Raw genomic sequence first — 21589 nt, 5'->3', positions numbered from 1 at the left:
AAATGGGCGTATATTTAATATTTCATGCTCAAATTGAGCAAAAAACTATCTAACGGAAAAAAAATAAAAAAAAGTGCTAGACAAGTATTCTGGAAACTTTTAATATACGCCCCGCAACGACGCGATGAGCGCTCGTAGCTCAGTTGGATAGAGCGTTGGCCTCCGGAGCCAAAGGTCGCAGGTTCAAATCCTGTCGAGCGTGCCAGAGAGTCAATGTGATAAAAGCTGAATAATCAATGGTGGCTATAGCTCAGTTGGTAGAGCCCCGGATTGTGATTCCGGTTGTCGTGGGTTCAAGTCCCATTAGCCACCCCAAATTTTTTCAGTCGGCGAGTAGCGCAGCTTGGTAGCGCAACTGGTTTGGGACCAGTGGGTCGTAGGTTCAAATCCTATCTCGCCGACCACTTTATTTTTGTTCTTTAACAATCTAACAGACAATCTGTGTGGGCACTTGTTGATTGATTTCATTTAGAAAAGATTTTTAAAATTGAAGTCTTGATAGGTGCTTAAACTGAAAATTCATTAACTTTTGAAGTAAATGTAAACTTTAGCTAAGCAGTTTATTGAGCGATTGAACTTGAATTGAAGAGTTTGATCATGGCTCAGATTGAACGCTGGCGGCAGGCTTAACACATGCAAGTCGAACGGTAACAGGGAGAAAGCTTGCTTTCTTTGCTGACGAGTGGCGGACGGGTGAGTAATGCTTGGGGATCTGGCTTATGGAGGGGGATAACTGTGGGAAACTGCAGCTAATACCGCGTAATCTCTGAGGAGTAAAGGGTGGGACCTTTTGGCCACCTGCCATAAGATGAGCCCAAGTGGGATTAGGTAGTTGGTGGGGTAAAGGCCTACCAAGCCGACGATCTCTAGCTGGTCTGAGAGGATGACCAGCCACACTGGAACTGAGACACGGTCCAGACTCCTACGGGAGGCAGCAGTGGGGAATATTGCGCAATGGGGGGAACCCTGACGCAGCCATGCCGCGTGAATGAAGAAGGCCTTCGGGTTGTAAAGTTCTTTCGGTAATGAGGAAGGGATGTTGTTTAATAGATAGCATCATTGACGTTAATTACAGAAGAAGCACCGGCTAACTCCGTGCCAGCAGCCGCGGTAATACGGAGGGTGCGAGCGTTAATCGGAATAACTGGGCGTAAAGGGCACGCAGGCGGACTTTTAAGTGAGATGTGAAATCCCCGAGCTTAACTTGGGAACTGCATTTCAGACTGGGAGTCTAGAGTACTTTAGGGAGGGGTAGAATTCCACGTGTAGCGGTGAAATGCGTAGAGATGTGGAGGAATACCGAAGGCGAAGGCAGCCCCTTGGGAATGTACTGACGCTCATGTGCGAAAGCGTGGGGAGCAAACAGGATTAGATACCCTGGTAGTCCACGCTGTAAACGCTGTCGATTTGGGGATTGGGCTTTAAGCTTGGTGCCCGAAGCTAACGTGATAAATCGACCGCCTGGGGAGTACGGCCGCAAGGTTAAAACTCAAATGAATTGACGGGGGCCCGCACAAGCGGTGGAGCATGTGGTTTAATTCGATGCAACGCGAAGAACCTTACCTACTCTTGACATCCAAAGAATCCTGTAGAGATACGGGAGTGCCTTCGGGAGCTTTGAGACAGGTGCTGCATGGCTGTCGTCAGCTCGTGTTGTGAAATGTTGGGTTAAGTCCCGCAACGAGCGCAACCCTTATCCTTTGTTGCCAGCGATTAGGTCGGGAACTCAAAGGAGACTGCCAGTGACAAACTGGAGGAAGGTGGGGATGACGTCAAGTCATCATGGCCCTTACGAGTAGGGCTACACACGTGCTACAATGGTGCATACAGAGGGCGGCGAGACGGCGACGTTGAGCGAATCTCAGAAAGTGCATCTAAGTCCGGATTGGAGTCTGCAACTCGACTCCATGAAGTCGGAATCGCTAGTAATCGCAAATCAGAATGTTGCGGTGAATACGTTCCCGGGCCTTGTACACACCGCCCGTCACACCATGGGAGTGGGTTGTACCAGAAGTAGATAGCTTAACCTTCGGGAGGGCGTTTACCACGGTATGATTCATGACTGGGGTGAAGTCGTAACAAGGTAACCGTAGGGGAACCTGCGGTTGGATCACCTCCTTAACCGAAAATGGAACGACTGCAAGTGTTCACACAGATTGTTTAGTTAGATTGTATGAATGAAGCACATGGCAAAGTGGAGAGCATCTTTACATGTTGTCCCCATCGTCTAGAGGCCTAGGACATCGCCCTTTCACGGCGGTAACCGGGGTTCGAATCCCCGTGGGGACGCCATTTAAAGATGACTTTTGTTGTCTTTATTGTTCTTTAAAAAATTGGAAACAAGCTGAAAAACTGAAGAGATTTTCGAAAGAAAGTCTGAGTAGAAAAAATCTTGCATGAAAAAAAGGCATGCAAGTGTTTAGTGTCTAAACAGCAACATCAGGTAAGTATACGTTTGTATAAGAATACTTGAGGTTGTATGGTTAAGTGACTAAGCGTACAGGGCGGATGCCTTGGCAATCAGAGGCGAAGAAGGACGTGCTAATCTGCGAAAAGCTTGGATGAGTCGATAAGAGGCGTTTAATCCAAGATATCCGAATGGGGAAACCCAGTAGATGAAGAATCTACTATCTCTTGCTGAATACATAGGCAAGAGAGGCGAACCGGGAGAACTGAAACATCTAAGTACCCCGAGGAAAAGAAATCAACCGAGATTCTGTAAGTAGCGGCGAGCGAAAGCGGAAGAGCCAGTAAGTTTTAGCGATGATATTAGAGGAATTGGCTGGGAAGCCAAATCAAAGAGGGTGATAATCCCGTACTCGAAAATGTTATTGTGGAACTAAGCTTACGATAAGTAGGGCGGGACACGAGAAATCCTGTTTGAAGATGGGGGGACCATCCTCCAAGGCTAAATACTCCTGATTGACCGATAGTGAACCAGTACTGTGAAGGAAAGGCGAAAAGAACCCCGGTGAGGGGAGTGAAATAGAACCTGAAACCCTGTACGTACAAGCAGTGGGAGCCCGAAAGGGTGACTGCGTACCTTTTGTATAATGGGTCAGCGACTTATATTTTGTAGCGAGGTTAACTGAATAAGGGAGCCGAAGGGAAACCGAGTCTTAACTGGGCGTTGAGTTGCAAGGTATAGACCCGAAACCCGGTGATCTAGCCATGGGCAGGTTGAAGGTTGGGTAACACTAACTGGAGGACCGAACCGACTAATGTTGAAAAATTAGCGGATGACTTGTGGCTGGGGGTGAAAGGCCAATCAAACCGGGAGATAGCTGGTTCTCCCCGAAATCTATTTAGGTAGAGCCTTGAGCGGACACCTTCGGGGGTAGAGCACTGTTTCGGCTAGGGGTCCATCCCGGATTACCAACCCGATGCAAACTGCGAATACCGAAGAGTGATACTCAGGAGACACACGGCGGGTGCTAACGTTCGTCGTGGAGAGGGAAACAACCCAGACCGCCAGCTAAGGTCCCCAAGTCTATATTAAGTGGGAAACGAAGTGGGAAGGCTTAGACAGCTAGGATGTTGGCTTAGAAGCAGCCATCATTTAAAGAAAGCGTAATAGCTCACTAGTCGAGTCGGCCTGCGCGGAAGATGTAACGGGGCTCAAATATAGCACCGAAGCTGCGGCATCAGATGTAAATCTGTTGGGTAGGGGAGCGTTGTGTAAGTCGATGAAGGTGAATTGAGAAGTTTGCTGGAGATATCACAAGTGCGAATGCTGACATAAGTAACGATAAAACGAGTGAAAAACTCGTTCGCCGGAAGACCAAGGGTTCCTGTCCAACGTTAATCGGGGCAGGGTGAGTCGGCCCCTAAGGCGAGGCTGAAAAGCGTAGTCGATGGGAAACGGGTTAATATTCCCGTACTTGGATAAACTGCGATGTGGGGACGGAGAAGGTTAGGTTAGCAGACTGTTGGATGTCTGTTTAAGGCGGTAGGTGGAAGACTTAGGCAAATCCGGGTCTTCATAACACTGAGAACTGATGACGAGGTGCTACGGCACTGAAGTAACTGATACCACGCTTCCAGGAAAAGCCACTAAGCTTCAGGTTTATCTAAACCGTACTGAAAACCGACACAGGTGGTCAGGTAGAGAATACTCAGGCGCTTGAGAGAACTCGGGTGAAGGAACTAGGCAAAATAGCACCGTAACTTCGGGAGAAGGTGCGCTTACGGTAATTGTAGGAGTAAACCTCTGAAGGTGAAGTAAGTCGAAGATACCAGCTGGCTGCAACTGTTTATTAAAAACACAGCACTCTGCAAACACGAAAGTGGACGTATAGGGTGTGATGCCTGCCCGGTGCTGGAAGGTTAATTGATGGTGTTATCGAAAGAGAAGCTCCTGATCGAAGCCCCAGTAAACGGCGGCCGTAACTATAACGGTCCTAAGGTAGCGAAATTCCTTGTCGGGTAAGTTCCGACCTGCACGAATGGCATAATGATGGCCAGGCTGTCTCCACCCGAGACTCAGTGAAATTGAAATCGCCGTGAAGATGCGGTGTACCCGCGGCTAGACGGAAAGACCCCGTGAACCTTTACTATAGCTTGACACTGAACATTGAATTTTGATGTGTAGGATAGGTGGGAGGCTTTGAAGCAGTGACGCCAGTCATTGTGGAGCCATCCTTGAAATACCACCCTTTAACGTTTGATGTTCTAACGAAGACCCTGAAACGGGGTCTCGGACAGTGTCTGGTGGGTAGTTTGACTGGGGCGGTCTCCTCCCAAAGCGTAACGGAGGAGCACGAAGGTTTGCTAATGACGGTCGGACATCGTCAGGTTAGTGCAATGGTATAAGCAAGCTTAACTGCGAGACAGACAAGTCGAGCAGGTGCGAAAGCAGGTCATAGTGATCCGGTGGTTCTGAATGGAAGGGCCATCGCTCAACGGATAAAAGGTACTCCGGGGATAACAGGCTGATACCGCCCAAGAGTTCATATCGACGGCGGTGTTTGGCACCTCGATGTCGGCTCATCACATCCTGGGGCTGAAGTAGGTCCCAAGGGTATGGCTGTTCGCCATTTAAAGTGGTACGCGAGCTGGGTTTAGAACGTCGTGAGACAGTTCGGTCCCTATCTGCCGTGGGCGTTGGATGATTGATTGGGGCTGCTCCTAGTACGAGAGGACCGGAGTGGACGCATCACTGGTGTTCCAGTTGTCTCGCCAGAGGCATTGCTGGGTAGCTAAATGCGGAAGAGATAAGTGCTGAAAGCATCTAAGCACGAAACTTGCCAAGAGATGAGTCATCCCTGACTTAAAGTCAGTAAGGGTTGTTGTAGACTACGACGTAGATAGGTTGGGTGTGTAAGTGTAGTGATACATTGAGCTAACCAATACTAATTGCCCGAGAGGCTTAACCATACAACGCTCAAGTATTTTTGGGTGTTGATGCTAAATGAAGTGATACGAAGACGAATGCGAAGAGACGCGGAAAGTAAGTAGAAGAGCTCTGATAGACAGCTTGTTTCTGATTAAAGTGCGAGAGTGAAGAAAGTACAACAGCAGCAAAGCAGAGAATAAAGAACAGAAGAGAAAAGACAAGAGAGAACATCAAAGGAATATCTTGGCGGCGATAGTGCAGTGGACCCACCTAAATCCATGCCGAACTTAGAAGTGAAACGCTGTTACGCCGATGGTAGTGTGGGGCTTCCCCATGTGAGAGTAGGTCACCGCCAGGTCTGAATAAAGAGAAACCTCAAGTAGCGATACTTGAGGTTTTTTGTTTTGGGGAAAATAAACAGGAAAAAGAAGTAAAAAAGAAGTAAAAAAGAAGTAAAAAAGAAGTAAAAAAGAAGTAAAAAAAGAAGGAAAAAAGAAGGAAAAAGTAAAAAGGAAATAAAAAATCATGCAGAAGCAGAAGCAGAAGCAGAAGCAGAAGCAGAAGCAGAAGCAGAAGCAGAAGCAGAAGCAGAAGCAGAAGCAGAAGCAGAAGCAGAAGCAGAAGCAGAAGCAGAAGCAGAAGCAGAAGCAGAAGCAGAAGCAGAAGCAGAAGCAGAAGCAGAAATAGAAACTGTAGCAAAAACAAGGAAAAATCAGGAAAAGAAAGTAAGCCAAAGAGAAATAAAGAGAATCAGAGAAATAAAGAGAAACAAAAAGGAATAAAAATACCAACAGTTACCCCCTATATTCCCCATGTCCAACCCATACCGCCCCACACCCATTTGACAAAACTTTCTTAAAATCACCCGCACTTTTACCCCCCAAACGAAGGATTTTATCTCCCACTTTTTTATTTGAATCTTTGAGACTCATTATTTTGTTGAGCTCAGTATTAAGTTAGCACGTTACTTTTCAAGCGAGTTGATATATAGCACTATTGAGCTGTGTGTTTATTATTTAGTGTAATGTAAGAATGTAGAAAAGTGGATTTGAAGCCTCATAGTACAAGGTTTTAGACCATATTTTGAAAATGAATAAAAACCTTGTCCTTACTGCCAACATTCTATTATTCATCAACATGGGTTGAAAAATACAGGCAGCGTTATAAATGTATTTATTACAATAAAAGATTCCCCTTCCCAAATAAATGGAGTCCTAACGATATTGAGTTTGATTCTTCTGAAGGAAAAACTATATAAACTATCAAAATTATTGAAATGAATACTCTGATAAATGTCATAAAAAGTTAATTTTATGATAAACATAAAGGTTTAAGGAGGGCTTTTGTGAGTTTGAAATATGATGAAAAATATTTAGTTACCTTTGAAAAACATCCTGAATTTAGTATAGAAAAAACGACAAATAGGCTTGAGGGTTTATTTAGTGAATTTAAAAGGAAGTTAATAAATCATAATGGTTTAAGTAAAAAGCGTAAGATAATGTTTATAAAGGATTCTTAAATAAGAAAAGTTGCTAATAATCTAGAAAATATTATGAGCAACTTTTTGTCATTACACCATAAAATAACTCAGAAACTTTAGTCAAAAATATGAATATCACCAGCACATTCTATTCGGGCAATGCTTTTTTTATTTTTAAACACTTCCACCCCATTGCCTTGGTAGTTTTTAGGATTGCTTGAAAAGACTCGATACGTATAATTGCCACTTTTTAAGTCATAAAAACGCTTGCTTTCTACACCGTTTACGACTTCAGAGACTCGCCTTACATCTTCAATATGATTTTCTAGTGTAAGCTCTGGTTTGTTAAGATCCGCACCGAATCGATATGTATACACTTCACGATATTTACTTAATTCGATCAGCTTGCCATTATTCGCAGTGCAATAAAAAACAGGCTCTTCTTGCTCATGTGATTCTTCAATCATGCCATTGTTTGCGGAAAGTGAGAGGGGGAGAAACAACACAAGTGAGAGATACTTTTTCATAGTTTAGCTCCTGGCTTTGGAATCATTAATAAAGAGTATATAGCCTTTATGCTGAACATCAAGTTGTTTGTTTATTGTACAGCAGATTGACAGAAAAAGAGAGAACGTGCGTTCTCTCTAAAAGTGCGGTGTTTTTTCGAAAAGTTTTATTGCTTACAACCCTAATGCATATTTAAGTGCTTGTTTTTTGATGGGGGTCGCTTTATTTATGGTGAATAATGCTAAATTACGTACGATTTTTAATGGCAGAATGTCTTCTTTAAAGGCTTTATAAAACAAGTCCATGCCTGACTGCATCAGTAAATTATCGGGTTTTCTTTTCCGCTCATAACGGGACAGTACGTGATCGCTTGCGAGGTTTTCTCCTGCTTTTATTGCACGTTCCATTTCTTGCAACACTATTTTTACATCTTTAAAACCAAGATTTACCCCTTGCCCTGCCAGTGGATTAATGGTGTGTGCCGCATCACCCACTAAAACAATGCCTTGTTTAAAATAGGTTTGGGCGTGGCGTCGGGTGAGTGGAAAGCTATTCGCCGTTTGCACCTTGACTTTACCTAATTTTGCAGGGAAAGCCTGTTCAATTTCTAAGGCGAGTTGTTCTTTGGAAAGGTGTTTCAATTGTGAAATACGCTGTGGTGAATCATACCAAACTAGGCAGGCTTGTTTGCCTAATAAAGGCAAAAATGCTCTTGGCCCTGAAGGATAGAATTGTTGCCATGTGGTCTCTTGTTGCTCAATTTCGGTATCGACAGTAATGAGCAGACAGCTTTGGCGGTATTGCCACCCTGTGATGCCAATCCCCGCAATTTGGCGTAATTGTGAATTGGCACCATCGGCTGCGATGATCAATGGAGCTTCATAGATATCGCCATTTTCTAGGAAAATTTGCCAATTTTCACCGCACTTTTTAACTTGCTGAATTTTTGAACCGACAGTAGTTTGAATGTTTTCTATGTGTGAAATGGCTTGCCATAGTCCGAGTTGGATCAGATTATTTTCAATCATAAACCCTAATTCAGGGAGATTAAGTTCTTGACTATGAAAATGTGTAGAAAAGCCATCTGTTTCCCAGGTTTCGAGTGCACGGTATGGGCAAATTCGGGTCTTTTCAATATACTGCCACGCATTTAGTTTTTTGAGTAAATTGACAGACGCCACGCTGATTGCGGAAATTCGCAGATCATAAGGGGAATCAGGAATAAATTGAGGAAGCGGGGCATGTTCAATGAGCTGGATCTTTTGACCTAACTGACCCAAACCCAGTGCACAAGCTGCACCGACCATGCCGCCTCCAACTACAATAATGTCTTTTTGTATGACTGCCATGAGGGTTTCCTTTTGTGTTTTGTGGTTCATTTTACTGCGAATGGGGAAAATTAAAAAGAAATCTCTTTTTTAACTAGCCAGCATTAACACAAGACTGTAAAATAGCCAGTCGAATTTTTTATAGGTTAACTGAATTTTAAACAATATGACGCAAAAATTACATATTAAAACCTGGGGCTGCCAGATGAATGAATATGATTCATCAAAAATGGCAGATTTGTTGAATAGCACGCATGGGTTGGAATTAACCGAAATTCCTGAAGAAGCCGACGTGTTATTGCTAAATACGTGTTCAATTCGTGAGAAAGCACAAGAAAAAGTCTTCCATCAATTAGGACGTTGGAAAGAATTAAAGAAACAAAAACCGGGATTAGTGATTGGGGTTGGCGGTTGTGTTGCTTCACAGGAAGGGGAGCATATTCGTACACGTGCACCTTATGTTGATATTATTTTCGGACCACAGACTTTACATCGTTTGCCTGAAATGATTAATCAAATTCGTGGTGGTAAAAGTTCGGTTGTGGATATTAGCTTCCCAGAAATTGAGAAGTTTGATCGCTTACCTGAACCTCGTGCAGAAGGACCAACCGCATTTGTTTCGATTATGGAAGGTTGTAATAAGTACTGTTCTTTCTGTGTGGTGCCTTATACTCGAGGAGAGGAAGTGAGCCGCCCTGTTGATGATATCTTATTTGAAATTGCACAATTGGCGGAGCAAGGCGTGCGTGAAGTCAATTTACTTGGGCAAAACGTGAATGCTTACCGTGGTGCAACCTATGACGGAGGCATTTGTACCTTTGCGGAATTATTACGTTTAGTCGCGGCTATTGATGGTATCGATCGTTTACGCTTTACCACAAGCCACCCTATTGAATTTACGGAAGACATTATTGATGTTTATCGTGATACGCCAGAATTGGTTAGCTTTTTGCATTTGCCAGTGCAATCAGGTTCCGATCGTGTATTGTCAATGATGAAGCGTAATCATACCGCACTAGAGTATAAGTCGATTATTCGCAAATTAAGAGCTGTACGCCCTAATATTCAAATCAGTTCCGACTTTATTGTGGGTTTCCCTGGGGAAAGTGCGGAAGATTTTGAACAAACGATGAATTTGATTGCTCAAGTGAATTTTGATATGAGCTTCAGCTTTATTTACTCGGCACGTCCAGGCACACCTGCGGCTGATATGCCAGATGATGTGACGGAAGACGAGAAAAAACAACGCTTATATGTGTTACAGCAACGTATCAATAACCAAGCGGCACAGTTTAGTCGTGCGATGTTAGGTACGGAGCAACGTGTGTTGGTAGAAGGCCCATCGAAAAAAGATTTAATGGAATTAACGGGACGTACAGAAACAAACCGTATCGTTAACTTTGTGGGAACACCTGATATGATTGGTAAATTTGTAGACATTAAAATTACTGATGTCTTTACCAATTCATTACGCGGTGATGTGGTTCGCACTGAAGACCAAATGGGATTACGTGTTGTGCAATCACCACAAGCAGTTATTAACCGTACTCGCAAAGAAGATGAACTGGGTGTAGGACGTTACCACGCCTAGTTTTATCTGCTTTTGTGAGAATCACCGCTCAAGAATCATCGGATTTTTGAGCGGTTTTTTTATTTTTATGATAAAACTTTTTACAAATTGACCGCACTTTTTTTAAATTATTAGCTGTGAGAGAATGTATTTAGTGGTAAAGTATATGCTATATTTTTTATGCTATTACTTTTTATCTAGGGGAAAATAAAATGTATACATCGAATTTTGCAAATCTTATCTTGAATGTGGATAGCTATAAAGTCTCGCATTGGCTACAGTATCCTAAGGATACACGTTATGTTTCTTATTACATTGAAGCCCGTTCTGGTGATTTTGATGTATTGGTGTTTGGATTACAGGCCTTTATCAAGGAATATTTATTAAAGCCGATCACTCAAAAAGATATTGATGAGGCAGAAGATGTGTTGGTTGCTCATGGTTTACCTTTTAATCGTCAAGGTTGGCAACGTTTGTTAGAAAAACATCAAGGCTATTTACCGATTAAGATTGAAGCCGTGCCAGAGGGATCAATTATCCCTGTGAGCAATGTGATTTGCCAAGTCGTGAATACCGATCCTGAGTTTTTCTGGTTGGGAGGCTATTTAGAAACGGCATTATTACGTGCGGTTTGGTATCCTTCCACTGTGGCAAGTGTATCCTATTGTTGCAAGCAAACAATTAAGCAGGCGTTGGAAAAATCCGCCGATAATTTAGACAGTTTACCCTTTAAATTGCATGATTTTGGGGCGAGAGGGGCGTCAAGTTTAGAAACAGTTGCTTTAGGCGGTCTTGCTCATTTAGTCAATTTTTCGGGGACAGACAGTGTCTCTGCACTGCTTGCTGCAAGACGTTGGTATGACTGCAAGGAAATGCCAGCGTTTTCAATTCCTGCCGCAGAACATAGCACAATGACCTCTTGGGGGAAAGCGGGCGAAGTGGATGCTTACCGTAATATGATTGATCAGTTTGCGGGGGAAAATAAAATTTATGCAGTGGTTTCAGACAGTTATGATTTATGGAATGCCTTGGAAAATCTCTGGGGTGGGGAATTAAAAGAAAAAGTCATTCATGCTGGCGGCACATTAGTGATCCGTTTAGATAGTGGTGATCCTGTGCAAGTTGTCTGTCGTGCATTAGAGATTCTCGAGAATAAATTTGGTGTAACAATCAATAGTAAAGGTTATAAAGTGCTACCAAGTTATGTCAGAATTATTCAAGGGGATGGCATTAACCGCCTTTCACTTTCTAAGATTTTAGATGCTGTCATGGAGAAAGGATTTAGTGTGGAAAATGTGAATTTTGGTATGGGCGGTGGCTTGTTACAACAAGTTAATCGAGACACGATGAGCTGGGCAATGAAAGCCAGTGCGGTCAATATTGCAGGTGAATGGCATGACATTTATAAAGATCCTGTTACAAGTCATGCTAAACGTTCTAAAAAAGGGGTGCTTGCACTTGTGAAACAGGGCGATGAATGGCATACCATTAAGCAAGATCAACTAGGACAACAGCAAAATGCCTTACGTCCCGTTTTTGTTGATGGAAAATTATTGATTGATGATACATTCGAAACCATTAGACAGCGTACACAAGAAGTAAAATAAAGGTGTTTATTTAGATTGACCGACCAACGCTTGAGGGACTTCCTCAAGCGTTTTTTTTACCAAAAATAGACCGCACGTTGGGCTTTTCTTTGTTCTAACAGATGGGCTTTTTTTGTGTATTTTTCAATCATCTTAATTTGCATTCTTCTAATCATTTCCCTTTTATGACCTATCAACGTGCAAAGAAACACACGGATTTTTAGAGGCAATTGTAAAAAGATTAATCAATCCCCTGATTTCGGTGTGGAATTGTTGAACCGTTTCTGCTTTCGTTTCGATCACTTCGACTAAAAAAATGGCGTTTGAAACGATTTTGCTATAATTGGTTATGCGGTCCAAAACAATCCTTATATAATATATATGTATTATTTTCATGATAACTCATATTTTTATTATTTAAATTAATTTGAATTTAAGGACCTCTCTCAATGAACAAAATTAAAGTGATGGCTTTTTCTTGCTCGCTTGTTATCAGCACCTTTTCATATGCAGCCCAAACAGAACCTAAGGCGACAGAGCAAAATCTTGCTGAAAATATCAGTAATATTGTTTATCACAGTGCACAATTACCTCGTGTGCTTTATGAAAATGAGGAAATTGTGAGAAAAATGTTACGTGGTCAAGTGGTTAAACCATCTAGCAGTTTATTTGATACGTTTCTTAACGGTGCAACGAGCCTGTTAAATGGTGATATGAATAAACTTATTAAGTTATCAACATCTTTAGGACCACACATTAAAGCCATTGAAGATAATAGTTTGGCAATTAAACAATCCGCACAAAAAAGTTTGCCAAATTCTGTGGTGAATTTGATTTCAAATGCTCCACAACAAATGTTGAAAGTCGCAAATAATACCTTGGATTATGCGGCGAATAATGCGGTGGAACGCAGTACGACTTATCAAGAAACCAAGAAAGGGGTTGAGAAAAACAGTAAAGATCTTGCTGAGCAGAAAAAACTGATTGAAAAGAACCAGCGTGAGGCAGACAGAGCGTTACAAACGGTGAAAAGAGATGCCAATAAAGACTTGCAAGTCGTGAAAAAAGAAACGGAAAACAATAAGAAAGTGGCAGAAACTATGCAACAAGAATTTGTGAAAGTACAAAAAGACATTGCAGAGCAGTTTGAGCAACAAAATACAGTGGCGTTAGCGTTGCAAAACAACATTCAGCATCATGCTCAAGTGCTTGAAGCAACAGCACAGGAAGTCAAAAAATTACAACACAAGCAGGCTCAATTACAAAATACGGTGCAAGAAAACCGTAGTTTAAGTAGTCGTGGGATTGCGAGTATCGCTGCCATGGCGAATATTCCTGTTCCAGCGATTGTGGGTAAAACGAATGTCGGTGCTGGTGTGGGACACTTTGATACGAAAACTGCTGTTGCGGTGGGAATGGCTCGTTACTACATGAATGGCACGGCGGTGAAAGTTTCTGTTGGGACAGCAGGGGCTAAAATGACCGTAGGCGGTGGCGTGTCTTATTCTTTTTAATACCCATTTGTCGTTATACCTTTCCTCAGGGGTAGGCAAAAATAAAGTGCTTGATTTTTCAAGCACTTTTTTCTAAAAATGACCGCACTTTTTGATTTAGGCTTAAGCCAGTCGGGCTTTGGCTTCTGCAATGGCTTCTGCCACACGTAATGGTGAAACCCCACCTTTGGCACAGCGTTTATCTAGGCAAGATTGCAAGGATAAAATTTCATAGACATCTTGTTCAATCACATCGCTAAATTGCTTAAATTCGCTAAGACTTAATGCTTCAAGTGCTTTGTGTTGCCCGATGGCGTACACTACTGTTTCACCCACAATATGGTGTGAGTCACGGAATGGCACACCTTTGGCGACAAGGTAATCCGCAAGTTCTGTCGCATTTGAATATCCTTTCAATGCGGCCTCTTTCGTGCGTTCAACATTGACTTGAATTCCCTCTAAGACAAGTGTCGCCATATCTAGGCAATCTTGCCATGTATCTAGGGCATCAAAAATGCCTTCTTTGTCTTCTTGCATATCTTTGTTATAGGCAAGTGGCAACCCTTTCAAGGTCATCAGCATACCTGTTAAGGCACCCATTACACGTCCTGCTTTACCTCGAATAAGTTCGCAAGCATCAGGATTTTTCTTTTGTGGCATTAACGATGAACCTGAAGTGACTCGATCAGAGAGTTCCACAAAGTTTGCTTCACCGCTATTAAAAATAATCATATCTTCAGCAAAGCGTGAAAGGTGAGCCATGCTTAATGAGGCTGTAGAAAGGAGTTCTACAATATGATCACGATCCGACACACTATCAAGACTATTGCGAGTGGCAAAAGCAAAGCCAAGATCTTGTGCCAGTTGTTCACGATCAATGGCATAGGCTGTGCCTGCCAAGGCACCGCTACCTAATGGGCAGCTGTTCATGCGTTGATATGCATCACTTAAACGGGCATTATCTCGAGCAAACATTTCGACATACGCCATGCACCAATGGGCAAAAGTAATGGGTTGTGCCCGTTGTAAATGGGTGTAGCCTGGCATTACCGCATGTTGATTTTGTTCCGCCGTGGCAACCAGTTTACGTTGTAAGTCGGTGAGCGAGTGTTGTAACTCTTGCACACGTTGTTTACACCACATTTTGATATCCAGTGCGACTTGATCATTGCGGCTACGTCCTGTGTGAAGTTTTTTACCTAAATTGCCAACTTTATCAATCAGTTTACTTTCCACCCAGCTATGAATATCTTCTGCATCATCTTGTAAAATGGCTTGTGGATTAGAACGAACTTCAATTAAAAGTTCGTTGAGTGCCACTTCCAATTGCTGTTGTTCTTGTGGTGTGAGTACACCCACACTCACCAAGGCTTTTGACCAACCAATTGAACCTTCGATATCTTGTTCTGCTAAACGGTAATCAAAACGTAATGAATCATTAAAATCTTTAAAGCGTTTATCTGCTGCTTGTGTAAAACGTCCACCCCAAAGTGCCATAGTTTCCTCTTATTTTTATGTTTATGGTTTAATTCTCGTGCCAATAATTTCACCGCCAAAAAGTGCGGTCAATTTTTCAGGATATTTCCAATTCGCAATATCTACGCCACGGTTTAAAATTTTTGCTGCTTCTAATGCCGCATTCACTTTCACAATCATGCCATCGGTGATGACATTTTCTGCAATCAGTTGCTCAATTTGTGAGGCATTTAATTCGGGCAAACGTTGTTTGTTTGCATCTAACACGCCATCGACATCCGACAGCATCACTAAATCCGCATGAATTAAGGCGGCAATTGCTGTGGCAGCTTGATCCGCATTGACATTCATTAATGCACCATGTTGATCAACTGCAATAGAGCTGATAATCGGTAAAAAGGCTTCTGCTAATAACTGGTTTAACAGTGCTGGATTTTTAGGCATCACTGTTGCGACATGACCAAGTTCGGGATCTAATTGTGTCGCCGTGGTTAAGTTACCATCTGCTAAACATAATCCCACAGGATTTAATTGGAATTTTGCCGCTTGTGCCACCAAGGTTTTATTGGCAATCCCTGCTAATGCACCTGTGATAATGTCAATTTGATCGCTTGGTGTAACTCGTAAGCCGTGTTTTTTTTGTACGGGTAAGTGTAAGCGTTGCATCAGCTCATCAACAATGCAGCCGCCTCCGTGCACAATCACTAAAGGGCGATCAAAATTTTGTTGATAATTTGCCAATGCCGTAAATAAATTTTCCATTGCTTTGGGGGTGTCAAGGAGCACCCCACCTAATTTTACAACTAATGGTTTCATTTAAAGTAATCCTAATGTTTCTGTAAAGCCATAACGAATATTCGCACATTGCACTGCTTGTGAGGCGGCACCTTTCAATAAGTTATCTTCTGCACCAATAATGACGATATAGCCATTTTTTGTGGCAAAACCAATATCACAATACGGCGTAAATTCTACCGCTTTGATACTAGGTAAACCTTGTTCATACACTCTGACTAAAGGTCTCTTTGCGTAGGCTTGTTGATAGGCTAAACGAATTTGCTCATCAGTCACGCCTGCTTTTAATTTTGCCGTGATAGTGGCAAGGATCCCCCGTTTGAAGTTGCCTAAATGCGGCGTGAAAATCACCTCTGTTCCCAAATGTGTGGCAATTTCTGGCTGGTGTCGGTGAGTAAAGACACCATAGGCATTTAAACTCACCTCGCAGAAGCTGCTGGTTAAGTTTGCTTTACGTCCAGCACCACTGACGCCACTGACAGCGTTAATCACGGGTAATTGCGTTAAGTCTAATAAATTTTGTTCAATGAGTGGTTTTAAACTCAGCTGAGAAACGGTTGGGTAACAACCTGCCACCGCCACTAAGTCTGTTTTTTTGATGTCTTCGTCATTCCATTCTGCCAAACCATAAACGGCTTGGGTTAATAACTCTGGATATTGATGCTCAAAGCCATAATATTGAGTATAAAATTCAGCATGGTTCACACGAAATGCCCCAGACAAATCGAACACTTTACAGTGATTTTGTAAGAAAATCGGGGCAAGCTGGTGGCTGACTTCATGAGCTGTCGCTAAAAAGACTAAATCCGCTTGTTGTGCAACGGTGTTGATATCTTCAGGTAAGGGTTGTAAAGGCAGATCACACAGGGTACGCAGTTGGGGGTATAGCGTTGAAATACGTTGATTAGCATCAAGGCTTTGGCTAGACACATAAAGCCCTATTAAATCAAATTCAGGGTGAGTGGTTAAAATTTTCGCTAATTCTGCACCAGTGTAGCCACTTGCACCAACGATGACAGCTTTCTTCGCCATAAATGATCCTTAAGTTTGTGAATTTTTATTCTATTATTGTGCATAAAAAGTCGAAAATCAACTTGTTTTAAAGGTTAAAATAAATTAATTATTGATAGCAGGATTTTTAACATTTTTCCTGCGTAATGGCTTAACACATTGAAAGTCATTGCAAAGCCTTTTTCAATATATAACAATGACACAGAAAATAAACATAAAAGAAGTGATTCCCTATGAAAAAACAGCCAACATTTCTCGAGATATATTCTCAACTTATTGCAATGCCAACCATCAGTAGTATTCACCCTGAAGAAGATCAATCTAACCGTTGTTTAATTGAACTTTTAGCAAGTTGGTTAAACACCTTAGGCTTTAAAACAGACATTATTGCGGTTGAAGGTAGCCGAAATAAATTTAATTTATTAGCCACTTATGGTGAAGGCGAGGGCGGGCTTCTGCTCGCAGGGCATACGGATACGGTACCTTTTGATGAAGGGCGTTGGACATTTGATCCTTTCAAACTCACTGAAAAAAATGGCAAATTTTATGGCTTAGGTACAGCGGATATGAAAGGTTTTTTTGCCTTTGTCGTGGATGCGGTGAGTCAATTAGCGTTAACCAAATTAACCAAACCATTGCGTATTTTAGCCACTGCCGATGAAGAAACCACCATGCTGGGTGCAAGAACCTTTATTCAGCATCATCATATTCGCCCTGATTGTGCGATTATTGGTGAACCTACCTCCCTAAAACCGATTCGAGCACATAAAGGTCATATTGGTGAAGCCTTGAGAATCACAGGAAAAAGTGGGCATTCAAGTGATCCAAGTAAAGGCATAAATGCCATTGAATTAATGCACGAAGCAACAGGCTATCTCATGCAAATGCGAGATGCGTTACGCCAAAAATATCATCATGCCGCATTTGAAATTCCTTATCCAACCATGAATTTTGGGGCAATTTCTGGCGGTGATGCGGTAAATCGGATTTGTGCGTGTTGTGAATTGCATTTTGATATTCGACCGCTACCGAATCTGCGTTTGGAGGATCTCAACGATATGCTTCGAGAAACATTGGCACCGATGTTTGAAAAATGGGGGGATCGCATAACATTAACCGCATTACATGATCCTATTCCAGGCTACGAATGTGAACATTCTGCTCAAGTGGTGAAGGTGGTGGAAAAATTACTGGGTGAACCTTGTGAGGTGGTGAATTATTGTACCGAAGCCCCCTTTATTCAGCAGCTTTGCCCAACCCTTGTGTTAGGTCCTGGATCCATTGAACAAGCCCATAAGCCCGATGAGTTTTTATCAGCGGAGTTTATTCACCCAACTCGTGAGCTTCTAACAAAAATGATTTGGCATTTCTGTGCCTAAAGAGGGGAGCTTATAAAAATAAAAAGTGCGGTGTATTTTCAAAAAATATTGACAAATACACCGCACTTTTTAGACAGGAAGTTATTCTAACTCACCACAAAAACGGTAACCTTCGCCATGAATCGTGGTGATGATTTCTGGTGTTTCAGGGTGATCTTCAAAATGTTTGCGAATACGGCGAATGGTCACATCAACCGTGCGATCTTGCGGTTTTAGTTCACGTCCCGTCATTTTCTTTAATAATTCTTCACGTGTTTGAATTTTGCCGGGATTTTCACAAAAATGTAACATAGCACGGAATTCACTACGAGGCAGTTTATATTCTTCCCCTTCAGGATTAATCAAGGTGCGACTATTTAAATCCAGTGTCCAACCGTTAAAACGATATTGTTCCACATGTTGTTTGTTTTCTTTGTGCGTTTCTTGCATGGTACGTTGTAATAAATTTCTCGCACGAATGGTCAATTCTCGTGGATTAAAAGGTTTGGTGATGTAGTCATCCGCACCGATTTCTAAGCCCAAAATTTTATCCACTTCATTATCACGACCTGTTAAAAACATTAATGCAGTATTGGTGTTTTCACGCAATTCACGGGCTAACATTAAGCCGTTTTTGCCAGGAAGATTAATATCCATAATCACCAAATTGATGACTTTGTTTGATAGAATGCGGTGCATTTGTGCACCATCAGCGGCTTCAAATACGTCATAACCTTCAGCTTCGAAAATACTTTTTAGCGTATTTCTCGTGATTGCTTCATCTTCAACAATTAAAATCTGTGGCGTTGCCATGGAGGTGTCCTATTACGTATAAGTTTAAAAAATTCTGCAGTGTTTTTCACAAAACAAGTGTTCGTCATTGTATAATTGCAACATAATTGTAACAATAGCAAATGTTAATTTTGTTAAATTAGATTCTTATTTCATGATATAGATCATAAAAAAATCCCTCAACAGCGTGGGCTTATTGAGGGAAAATCGAGCGAGTGCTCATTTTACTTACATACAAACAATTCAGTGATTAGCGTTTCTTTTTACCGCCTTGGCGGGCTTTAAAACGAGGATTTTCTTTACAAATGACATAAACAACGCCATGACGACGCACAATTTTACAGCCCGGATGACGTGTTTTTGCACTTTTTAATGAAGACAAGACTTGCATAATGGAACCCTTATTTTGATTTTAATGAACCAAATTTACCGTAACGATTAGCGAAATCACTTGCACGCCCTTCGTTACCAATTTGACGAGTTTTACCCGTATAGAACGGGTGTGATGCGGAAGATGTATCACACATAAAGACAGGATATTCATTACCGTCTTTCCATTTCATGGTGGATGTAGTTCTTGCACAAGAACGAATCAAAAAACCTTGCTTTGCATTTGAATCGTAAAAGAGTACAGTACGGTAATTTTCTGGATGAATGCCTTTTTTCATGTTTGGAACGCCTCTTATTTTTTAATGAAAAATAACTATGGAGGCTATCCTACACGAAATAAAAATAATTATCAAAACTTATTTTTTATGTAAAAATAAGTTTTGACGCAAAATGAAGGTTAAAGATGACTTATTTCAGGGAGTAACAAACTGAAAATAAGGACAATTTTTAACTGTTCAGAATAAAAACAACATGGTTATTTTATGAAAAAAATCAGTCTTATTTTACTCTTGTGCTTAACAAGTTTTATCGTTAACGCAGGGTTTTTTGATCAAAAAGCCCAATTTTTGAAAGCCGATCAAGCGTTTATTTTTTCACAAACGCAGCAAGCAGAACGCATGCATTTCGATTGGCACATTGTAGAGGGTTATTATCTATATAAGAAAAGTATTGAAATCAAAGGGGATGGCACCCCAATAACGCTTGAGTTTCCCCCCGCAGAAATTCATCATGATGCCTTTTTTGGCGATGTGGAGATTTATCGCCAGCAGTTGGCATTATCTTTACCTTTGGCACAAGTGGTGGATTACAAGCAATTAGAAATTATTTACCAAGGTTGCACGGAAGGATTTTGTTATCCCCCAGAAAGTAAGGTGCTTGATGTAGACTTATTGACGAAAGCAGGCGAGTTAGGCGAAAAAACCATTTCAAAACATACCGCACTTTCAAACACACCTGAACAACCTATTCTGGCAGAGCAAGATCGCCTTGCGGCAGGATTATTTGAAAGCCCGTATGCGGTATTTTGGTTTTTCTTGTTTGGCTTGGGGTTAGCTTTTACACCTTGTGTGTTACCTATGTTGCCGTTGTTGTCCGCCATTGTGATTGGGCGAGAACAGCGTCCAAGCACAGCGAAAGCCTTAGGATTAAGCATTGTTTATGTACAAGGTATGGCACTCACTTATACCTTGCTTGGTTTAATTGTGGCTGCGATAGGCTTACCTTTCCAAGTGGCATTGCAAAGCCCTTTGGTCTTATTGACATTATCTGCGATTTTTGTGTTGCTTGCCTTGTCCATGTTTGGCGTGTTTACCTTGCAATTACCTTCAAGCTTGCAAACCTATCTCAACCAATATAGCCAACGGCAAACATCTGGGGCGTTTGGTGGCGTATTTGTGATGGGGATGATTGCAGGTTTAGTGGCATCGCCTTGTACCTCCGCACCTTTATCGGGAGCCTTGCTTTATGTGGCACAAACGGGGGATTTATTCACTGGGGCGATCACCTTATATTTATTAGCCTTAGGCATGGGAACGCCACTCATTTTAATGACGGTCTTTGGGAATCAAATTTTACCGAAATCAGGCAACTGGATGATTCAAGTAAAAAATGCTTTTGGTTTTGTTTTGTTAGCCCTGCCTGTATTTTTAGTTTCCCGTGTTTTCCCTGAACTTGAAATGCCATTATGGTTTAGCTTAGCGTTAGCCTGCTTGTTGTGGTTATTGTATCAGTTAAGAAATTACAAAACCGTATGGGTATTGACTTTTATTATGGGTGTTGTGGGGTATGGGATTCATCAGAATCATATTCAATCAAACACAAATGTTCACCAAGGAATGACAGCCCAAATGCCATTTGAACGCATCACCACCTATGCACAATTGCAGGAAGCCTTAGCCAAAAATCCCCATGCTCTTGCGATGCTAGATTTATATGCCGATTGGTGTGTGGCCTGTAAAGAATTTGAACAATATACTTTCACCTCTCCCGTGGTTCAAAAACAATTTAAACAGGTTTTGTTATTGCAAGTGGATATGACCCAAAATAGCGAAGACAATCGTGAGCTGATGGATAAATTAAATGTGATTGGCTTACCGACCCTCATTTTCTTCGATCAACAAGGTCATGAAATCAAAGGCTCACGAATCACGGGCTTTATGTCAGCCGAGCCTTTTGCCGCTTGGTTACAGACACTGTTACCCTAGGATATTAAACACATAAGAGAGCCTCAATCCACTCATGAATCATCGTGGTGGATTGGGGGCTTCCCCCCAATCCTAGGTTCATTTGACTTGCAAAGGGATATTTATAATATCCATTTTTTAGCTCCACCAAAGATCTCAATATCTCATGAGTTTGATTAAAAATGTGATCAAGATCACATTTTTAGCTTTTCCTTTAAATATCAATTGAACTTATTTTAACCATTCTCTACCATTTAGTCCTCATTTTATTAAATAATAATGATT

Annotated in this window: 15 protein-coding genes, 4 tRNA genes and 3 rRNA genes; 14 read left to right on the top strand and 8 right to left on the bottom strand. The window is 41.7% G+C overall.

Annotated features, from left to right (window positions below):
• Positions 1-128: 128 nt before the first annotated feature.
• The 9 genes from ACPEEM_RS06270 (at position 129) to ACPEEM_RS06230 (ending at position 6854) form a co-directional block, all read left to right on the top strand.
• Positions 129-205 (top strand) — tRNA-Arg (locus ACPEEM_RS06270).
• 34 nt (positions 206-239) lie between these two features.
• Positions 240-315: transfer RNA gene (locus ACPEEM_RS06265), tRNA-His, on the top strand.
• 12 nt (positions 316-327) lie between these two features.
• Positions 328-404, top strand: a tRNA-Pro gene (locus tag ACPEEM_RS06260).
• Between the two features lie 175 nt (positions 405-579).
• A 16S ribosomal RNA gene (locus ACPEEM_RS06255) occupies positions 580-2121 on the top strand.
• A gap of 95 nt (positions 2122-2216) precedes the next feature.
• Positions 2217-2292, top strand: a tRNA-Glu gene (locus ACPEEM_RS06250).
• Between the two features lie 189 nt (positions 2293-2481).
• A 23S ribosomal RNA gene (locus ACPEEM_RS06245) occupies positions 2482-5376 on the top strand.
• A gap of 201 nt (positions 5377-5577) precedes the next feature.
• A 5S ribosomal RNA gene (rrf, locus tag ACPEEM_RS06240) occupies positions 5578-5693 on the top strand.
• The 16S, 23S and 5S rRNA genes sit together here with 4 tRNA genes alongside, the layout of an rRNA operon.
• Positions 5694-5860: 167 nt before the next feature.
• On the top strand, positions 5861-6022 hold the full coding sequence (locus ACPEEM_RS06235; protein WP_424406366.1) for a hypothetical protein: 162 nt from the start codon (positions 5861-5863) through the stop codon (positions 6020-6022).
• A gap of 658 nt (positions 6023-6680) precedes the next feature.
• A complete protein-coding gene (locus tag ACPEEM_RS06230; protein WP_424406364.1) occupies positions 6681-6854 on the top strand; it encodes a hypothetical protein in 174 nt (57 codons plus the stop codon).
• 77 nt (positions 6855-6931) lie between these two features.
• Here the strand turns inward: ACPEEM_RS06230 and ACPEEM_RS06225 are convergent, their stop codons facing one another.
• Entirely contained in the window at positions 6932-7342 is a 411-nt protein-coding gene (locus ACPEEM_RS06225) for a hypothetical protein (protein WP_424402643.1), read from the bottom strand.
• A gap of 153 nt (positions 7343-7495) precedes the next feature.
• Positions 7496-8671 (bottom strand): FAD-dependent monooxygenase, encoded by a 1176-nt coding sequence (locus ACPEEM_RS06220; RefSeq protein ID WP_424406362.1) that lies wholly within the window; start codon positions 8669-8671, stop codon positions 7496-7498.
• 145 nt (positions 8672-8816) lie between these two features.
• On the opposite strand from ACPEEM_RS06220, the gene miaB reads away from it, so the two are divergent.
• The 3 genes from miaB to ACPEEM_RS06205 all read left to right on the top strand — a co-directional run bounded on the left by miaB (position 8817) and on the right by ACPEEM_RS06205 (position 13320).
• The gene (gene miaB, locus ACPEEM_RS06215) at positions 8817-10241 is read left to right on the top strand and encodes a tRNA (N6-isopentenyl adenosine(37)-C2)-methylthiotransferase MiaB (protein ID WP_424402645.1); all 1425 of its coding nucleotides are present in this window, start codon (positions 8817-8819) and stop codon (positions 10239-10241) included.
• Between the two features lie 191 nt (positions 10242-10432).
• Positions 10433-11827 carry a nicotinate phosphoribosyltransferase gene (locus ACPEEM_RS06210; protein ID WP_424405556.1) on the top strand — a complete coding sequence of 465 codons (1395 nt, stop codon included), beginning with the start codon at positions 10433-10435 and terminating at the stop codon, positions 11825-11827.
• A 428-nt stretch (positions 11828-12255) separates the two neighbouring features.
• The gene (locus ACPEEM_RS06205; protein ID WP_424406360.1) at positions 12256-13320 is read left to right on the top strand and encodes a YadA-like family protein; all 1065 of its coding nucleotides are present in this window, start codon (positions 12256-12258) and stop codon (positions 13318-13320) included.
• Between the two features lie 102 nt (positions 13321-13422).
• On the opposite strand, the gene argH is transcribed toward ACPEEM_RS06205, so the two are convergent.
• From argH to argC, 3 genes are read right to left on the bottom strand one after another with little or no spacing between them, the layout of a single operon-like run.
• On the bottom strand, positions 13423-14796 hold the full coding sequence (gene argH, locus ACPEEM_RS06200) for an argininosuccinate lyase (RefSeq protein ID WP_424402648.1): 1374 nt from the start codon (positions 14794-14796) through the stop codon (positions 13423-13425).
• Between the two features lie 21 nt (positions 14797-14817).
• Positions 14818-15591 carry an acetylglutamate kinase gene (gene argB, locus ACPEEM_RS06195; RefSeq protein ID WP_424402649.1) on the bottom strand — a complete coding sequence of 258 codons (774 nt, stop codon included), beginning with the start codon at positions 15589-15591 and terminating at the stop codon, positions 14818-14820.
• Positions 15592-16602, bottom strand: coding sequence for an N-acetyl-gamma-glutamyl-phosphate reductase (gene argC, locus ACPEEM_RS06190; protein WP_424402650.1), 1011 nt, complete (start codon positions 16600-16602; stop codon positions 15592-15594).
• A 212-nt stretch (positions 16603-16814) separates the two neighbouring features.
• Here argC and argE point away from each other — a divergent pair, with 212 nt between their 5' ends.
• On the top strand, positions 16815-17960 hold the full coding sequence (argE, locus tag ACPEEM_RS06185) for an acetylornithine deacetylase (RefSeq protein WP_424406358.1): 1146 nt from the start codon (positions 16815-16817) through the stop codon (positions 17958-17960).
• A gap of 81 nt (positions 17961-18041) precedes the next feature.
• On the opposite strand, the gene arcA is transcribed toward argE, so the two are convergent.
• From arcA to ACPEEM_RS06170, 3 genes are all read right to left on the bottom strand, one after another.
• Complete coding sequence (arcA, locus tag ACPEEM_RS06180; RefSeq protein WP_424402652.1) at positions 18042-18752, bottom strand: two-component system response regulator ArcA; 711 nt, start codon at positions 18750-18752, stop codon at positions 18042-18044.
• 229 nt (positions 18753-18981) lie between these two features.
• Positions 18982-19122 carry a type B 50S ribosomal protein L36 gene (gene ykgO / locus ACPEEM_RS06175; protein ID WP_005720998.1) on the bottom strand — a complete coding sequence of 47 codons (141 nt, stop codon included), beginning with the start codon at positions 19120-19122 and terminating at the stop codon, positions 18982-18984.
• Positions 19123-19132: 10 nt separating this feature from the next.
• The gene (locus tag ACPEEM_RS06170; protein ID WP_424402653.1) at positions 19133-19399 is read right to left on the bottom strand and encodes a type B 50S ribosomal protein L31; all 267 of its coding nucleotides are present in this window, start codon (positions 19397-19399) and stop codon (positions 19133-19135) included.
• A 204-nt stretch (positions 19400-19603) separates the two neighbouring features.
• Between ACPEEM_RS06170 and ACPEEM_RS06165 the strand changes: the two genes are divergently transcribed.
• Entirely contained in the window at positions 19604-21325 is a 1722-nt protein-coding gene (locus ACPEEM_RS06165) for a protein-disulfide reductase DsbD (protein ID WP_424406356.1), read from the top strand.
• Positions 21326-21589: the final 264 nt, after the last annotated feature.

Source organism: Pasteurella pantherarum (genome assembly GCF_049670885.1).
GTDB lineage: Bacteria > Pseudomonadota > Gammaproteobacteria > Enterobacterales > Pasteurellaceae > Pasteurella.
Note: the sequence above shows the minus strand (reverse complement) of the source record. Positions and strands in the feature narration are given on the sequence as shown.

Bases quoted from the DNA above. Each gene is read 5' to 3' on its own strand.
- ykgO (WP_005720998.1), bottom strand. From the start codon at position 19,122: ATGCAAGTCTTGTCTTCATTAAAAAGTGCAAAAACACGTCATCCGGGC.
- ACPEEM_RS06220 (WP_424406362.1), bottom strand. From the start codon at position 8,671: ATGGCAGTCATACAAAAAGACATTATTGTAGTTGGAGGCGGCATGGTC.
- arcA (WP_424402652.1), bottom strand. From the start codon at position 18,752: ATGGCAACGCCACAGATTTTAATTGTTGAAGATGAAGCAATCACGAGA.
- argE (WP_424406358.1), top strand. From the start codon at position 16,815: ATGAAAAAACAGCCAACATTTCTCGAGATATATTCTCAACTTATTGCA.
- argH (WP_424402648.1), bottom strand. From the start codon at position 14,796: ATGGCACTTTGGGGTGGACGTTTTACACAAGCAGCAGATAAACGCTTT.
- ACPEEM_RS06210 (WP_424405556.1), top strand. From the start codon at position 10,433: ATGTATACATCGAATTTTGCAAATCTTATCTTGAATGTGGATAGCTAT.
- miaB (WP_424402645.1), top strand. From the start codon at position 8,817: ATGACGCAAAAATTACATATTAAAACCTGGGGCTGCCAGATGAATGAA.
- argC (WP_424402650.1), bottom strand. From the start codon at position 16,602: ATGGCGAAGAAAGCTGTCATCGTTGGTGCAAGTGGCTACACTGGTGCA.
- ACPEEM_RS06205 (WP_424406360.1), top strand. From the start codon at position 12,256: ATGAACAAAATTAAAGTGATGGCTTTTTCTTGCTCGCTTGTTATCAGC.
- ACPEEM_RS06235 (WP_424406366.1), top strand. From the start codon at position 5,861: ATGCAGAAGCAGAAGCAGAAGCAGAAGCAGAAGCAGAAGCAGAAGCAG.
- ACPEEM_RS06165 (WP_424406356.1), top strand. From the start codon at position 19,604: ATGAAAAAAATCAGTCTTATTTTACTCTTGTGCTTAACAAGTTTTATC.
- ACPEEM_RS06170 (WP_424402653.1), bottom strand. From the start codon at position 19,399: ATGAAAAAAGGCATTCATCCAGAAAATTACCGTACTGTACTCTTTTAC.
- ACPEEM_RS06225 (WP_424402643.1), bottom strand. From the start codon at position 7,342: ATGAAAAAGTATCTCTCACTTGTGTTGTTTCTCCCCCTCTCACTTTCC.
- argB (WP_424402649.1), bottom strand. From the start codon at position 15,591: ATGAAACCATTAGTTGTAAAATTAGGTGGGGTGCTCCTTGACACCCCC.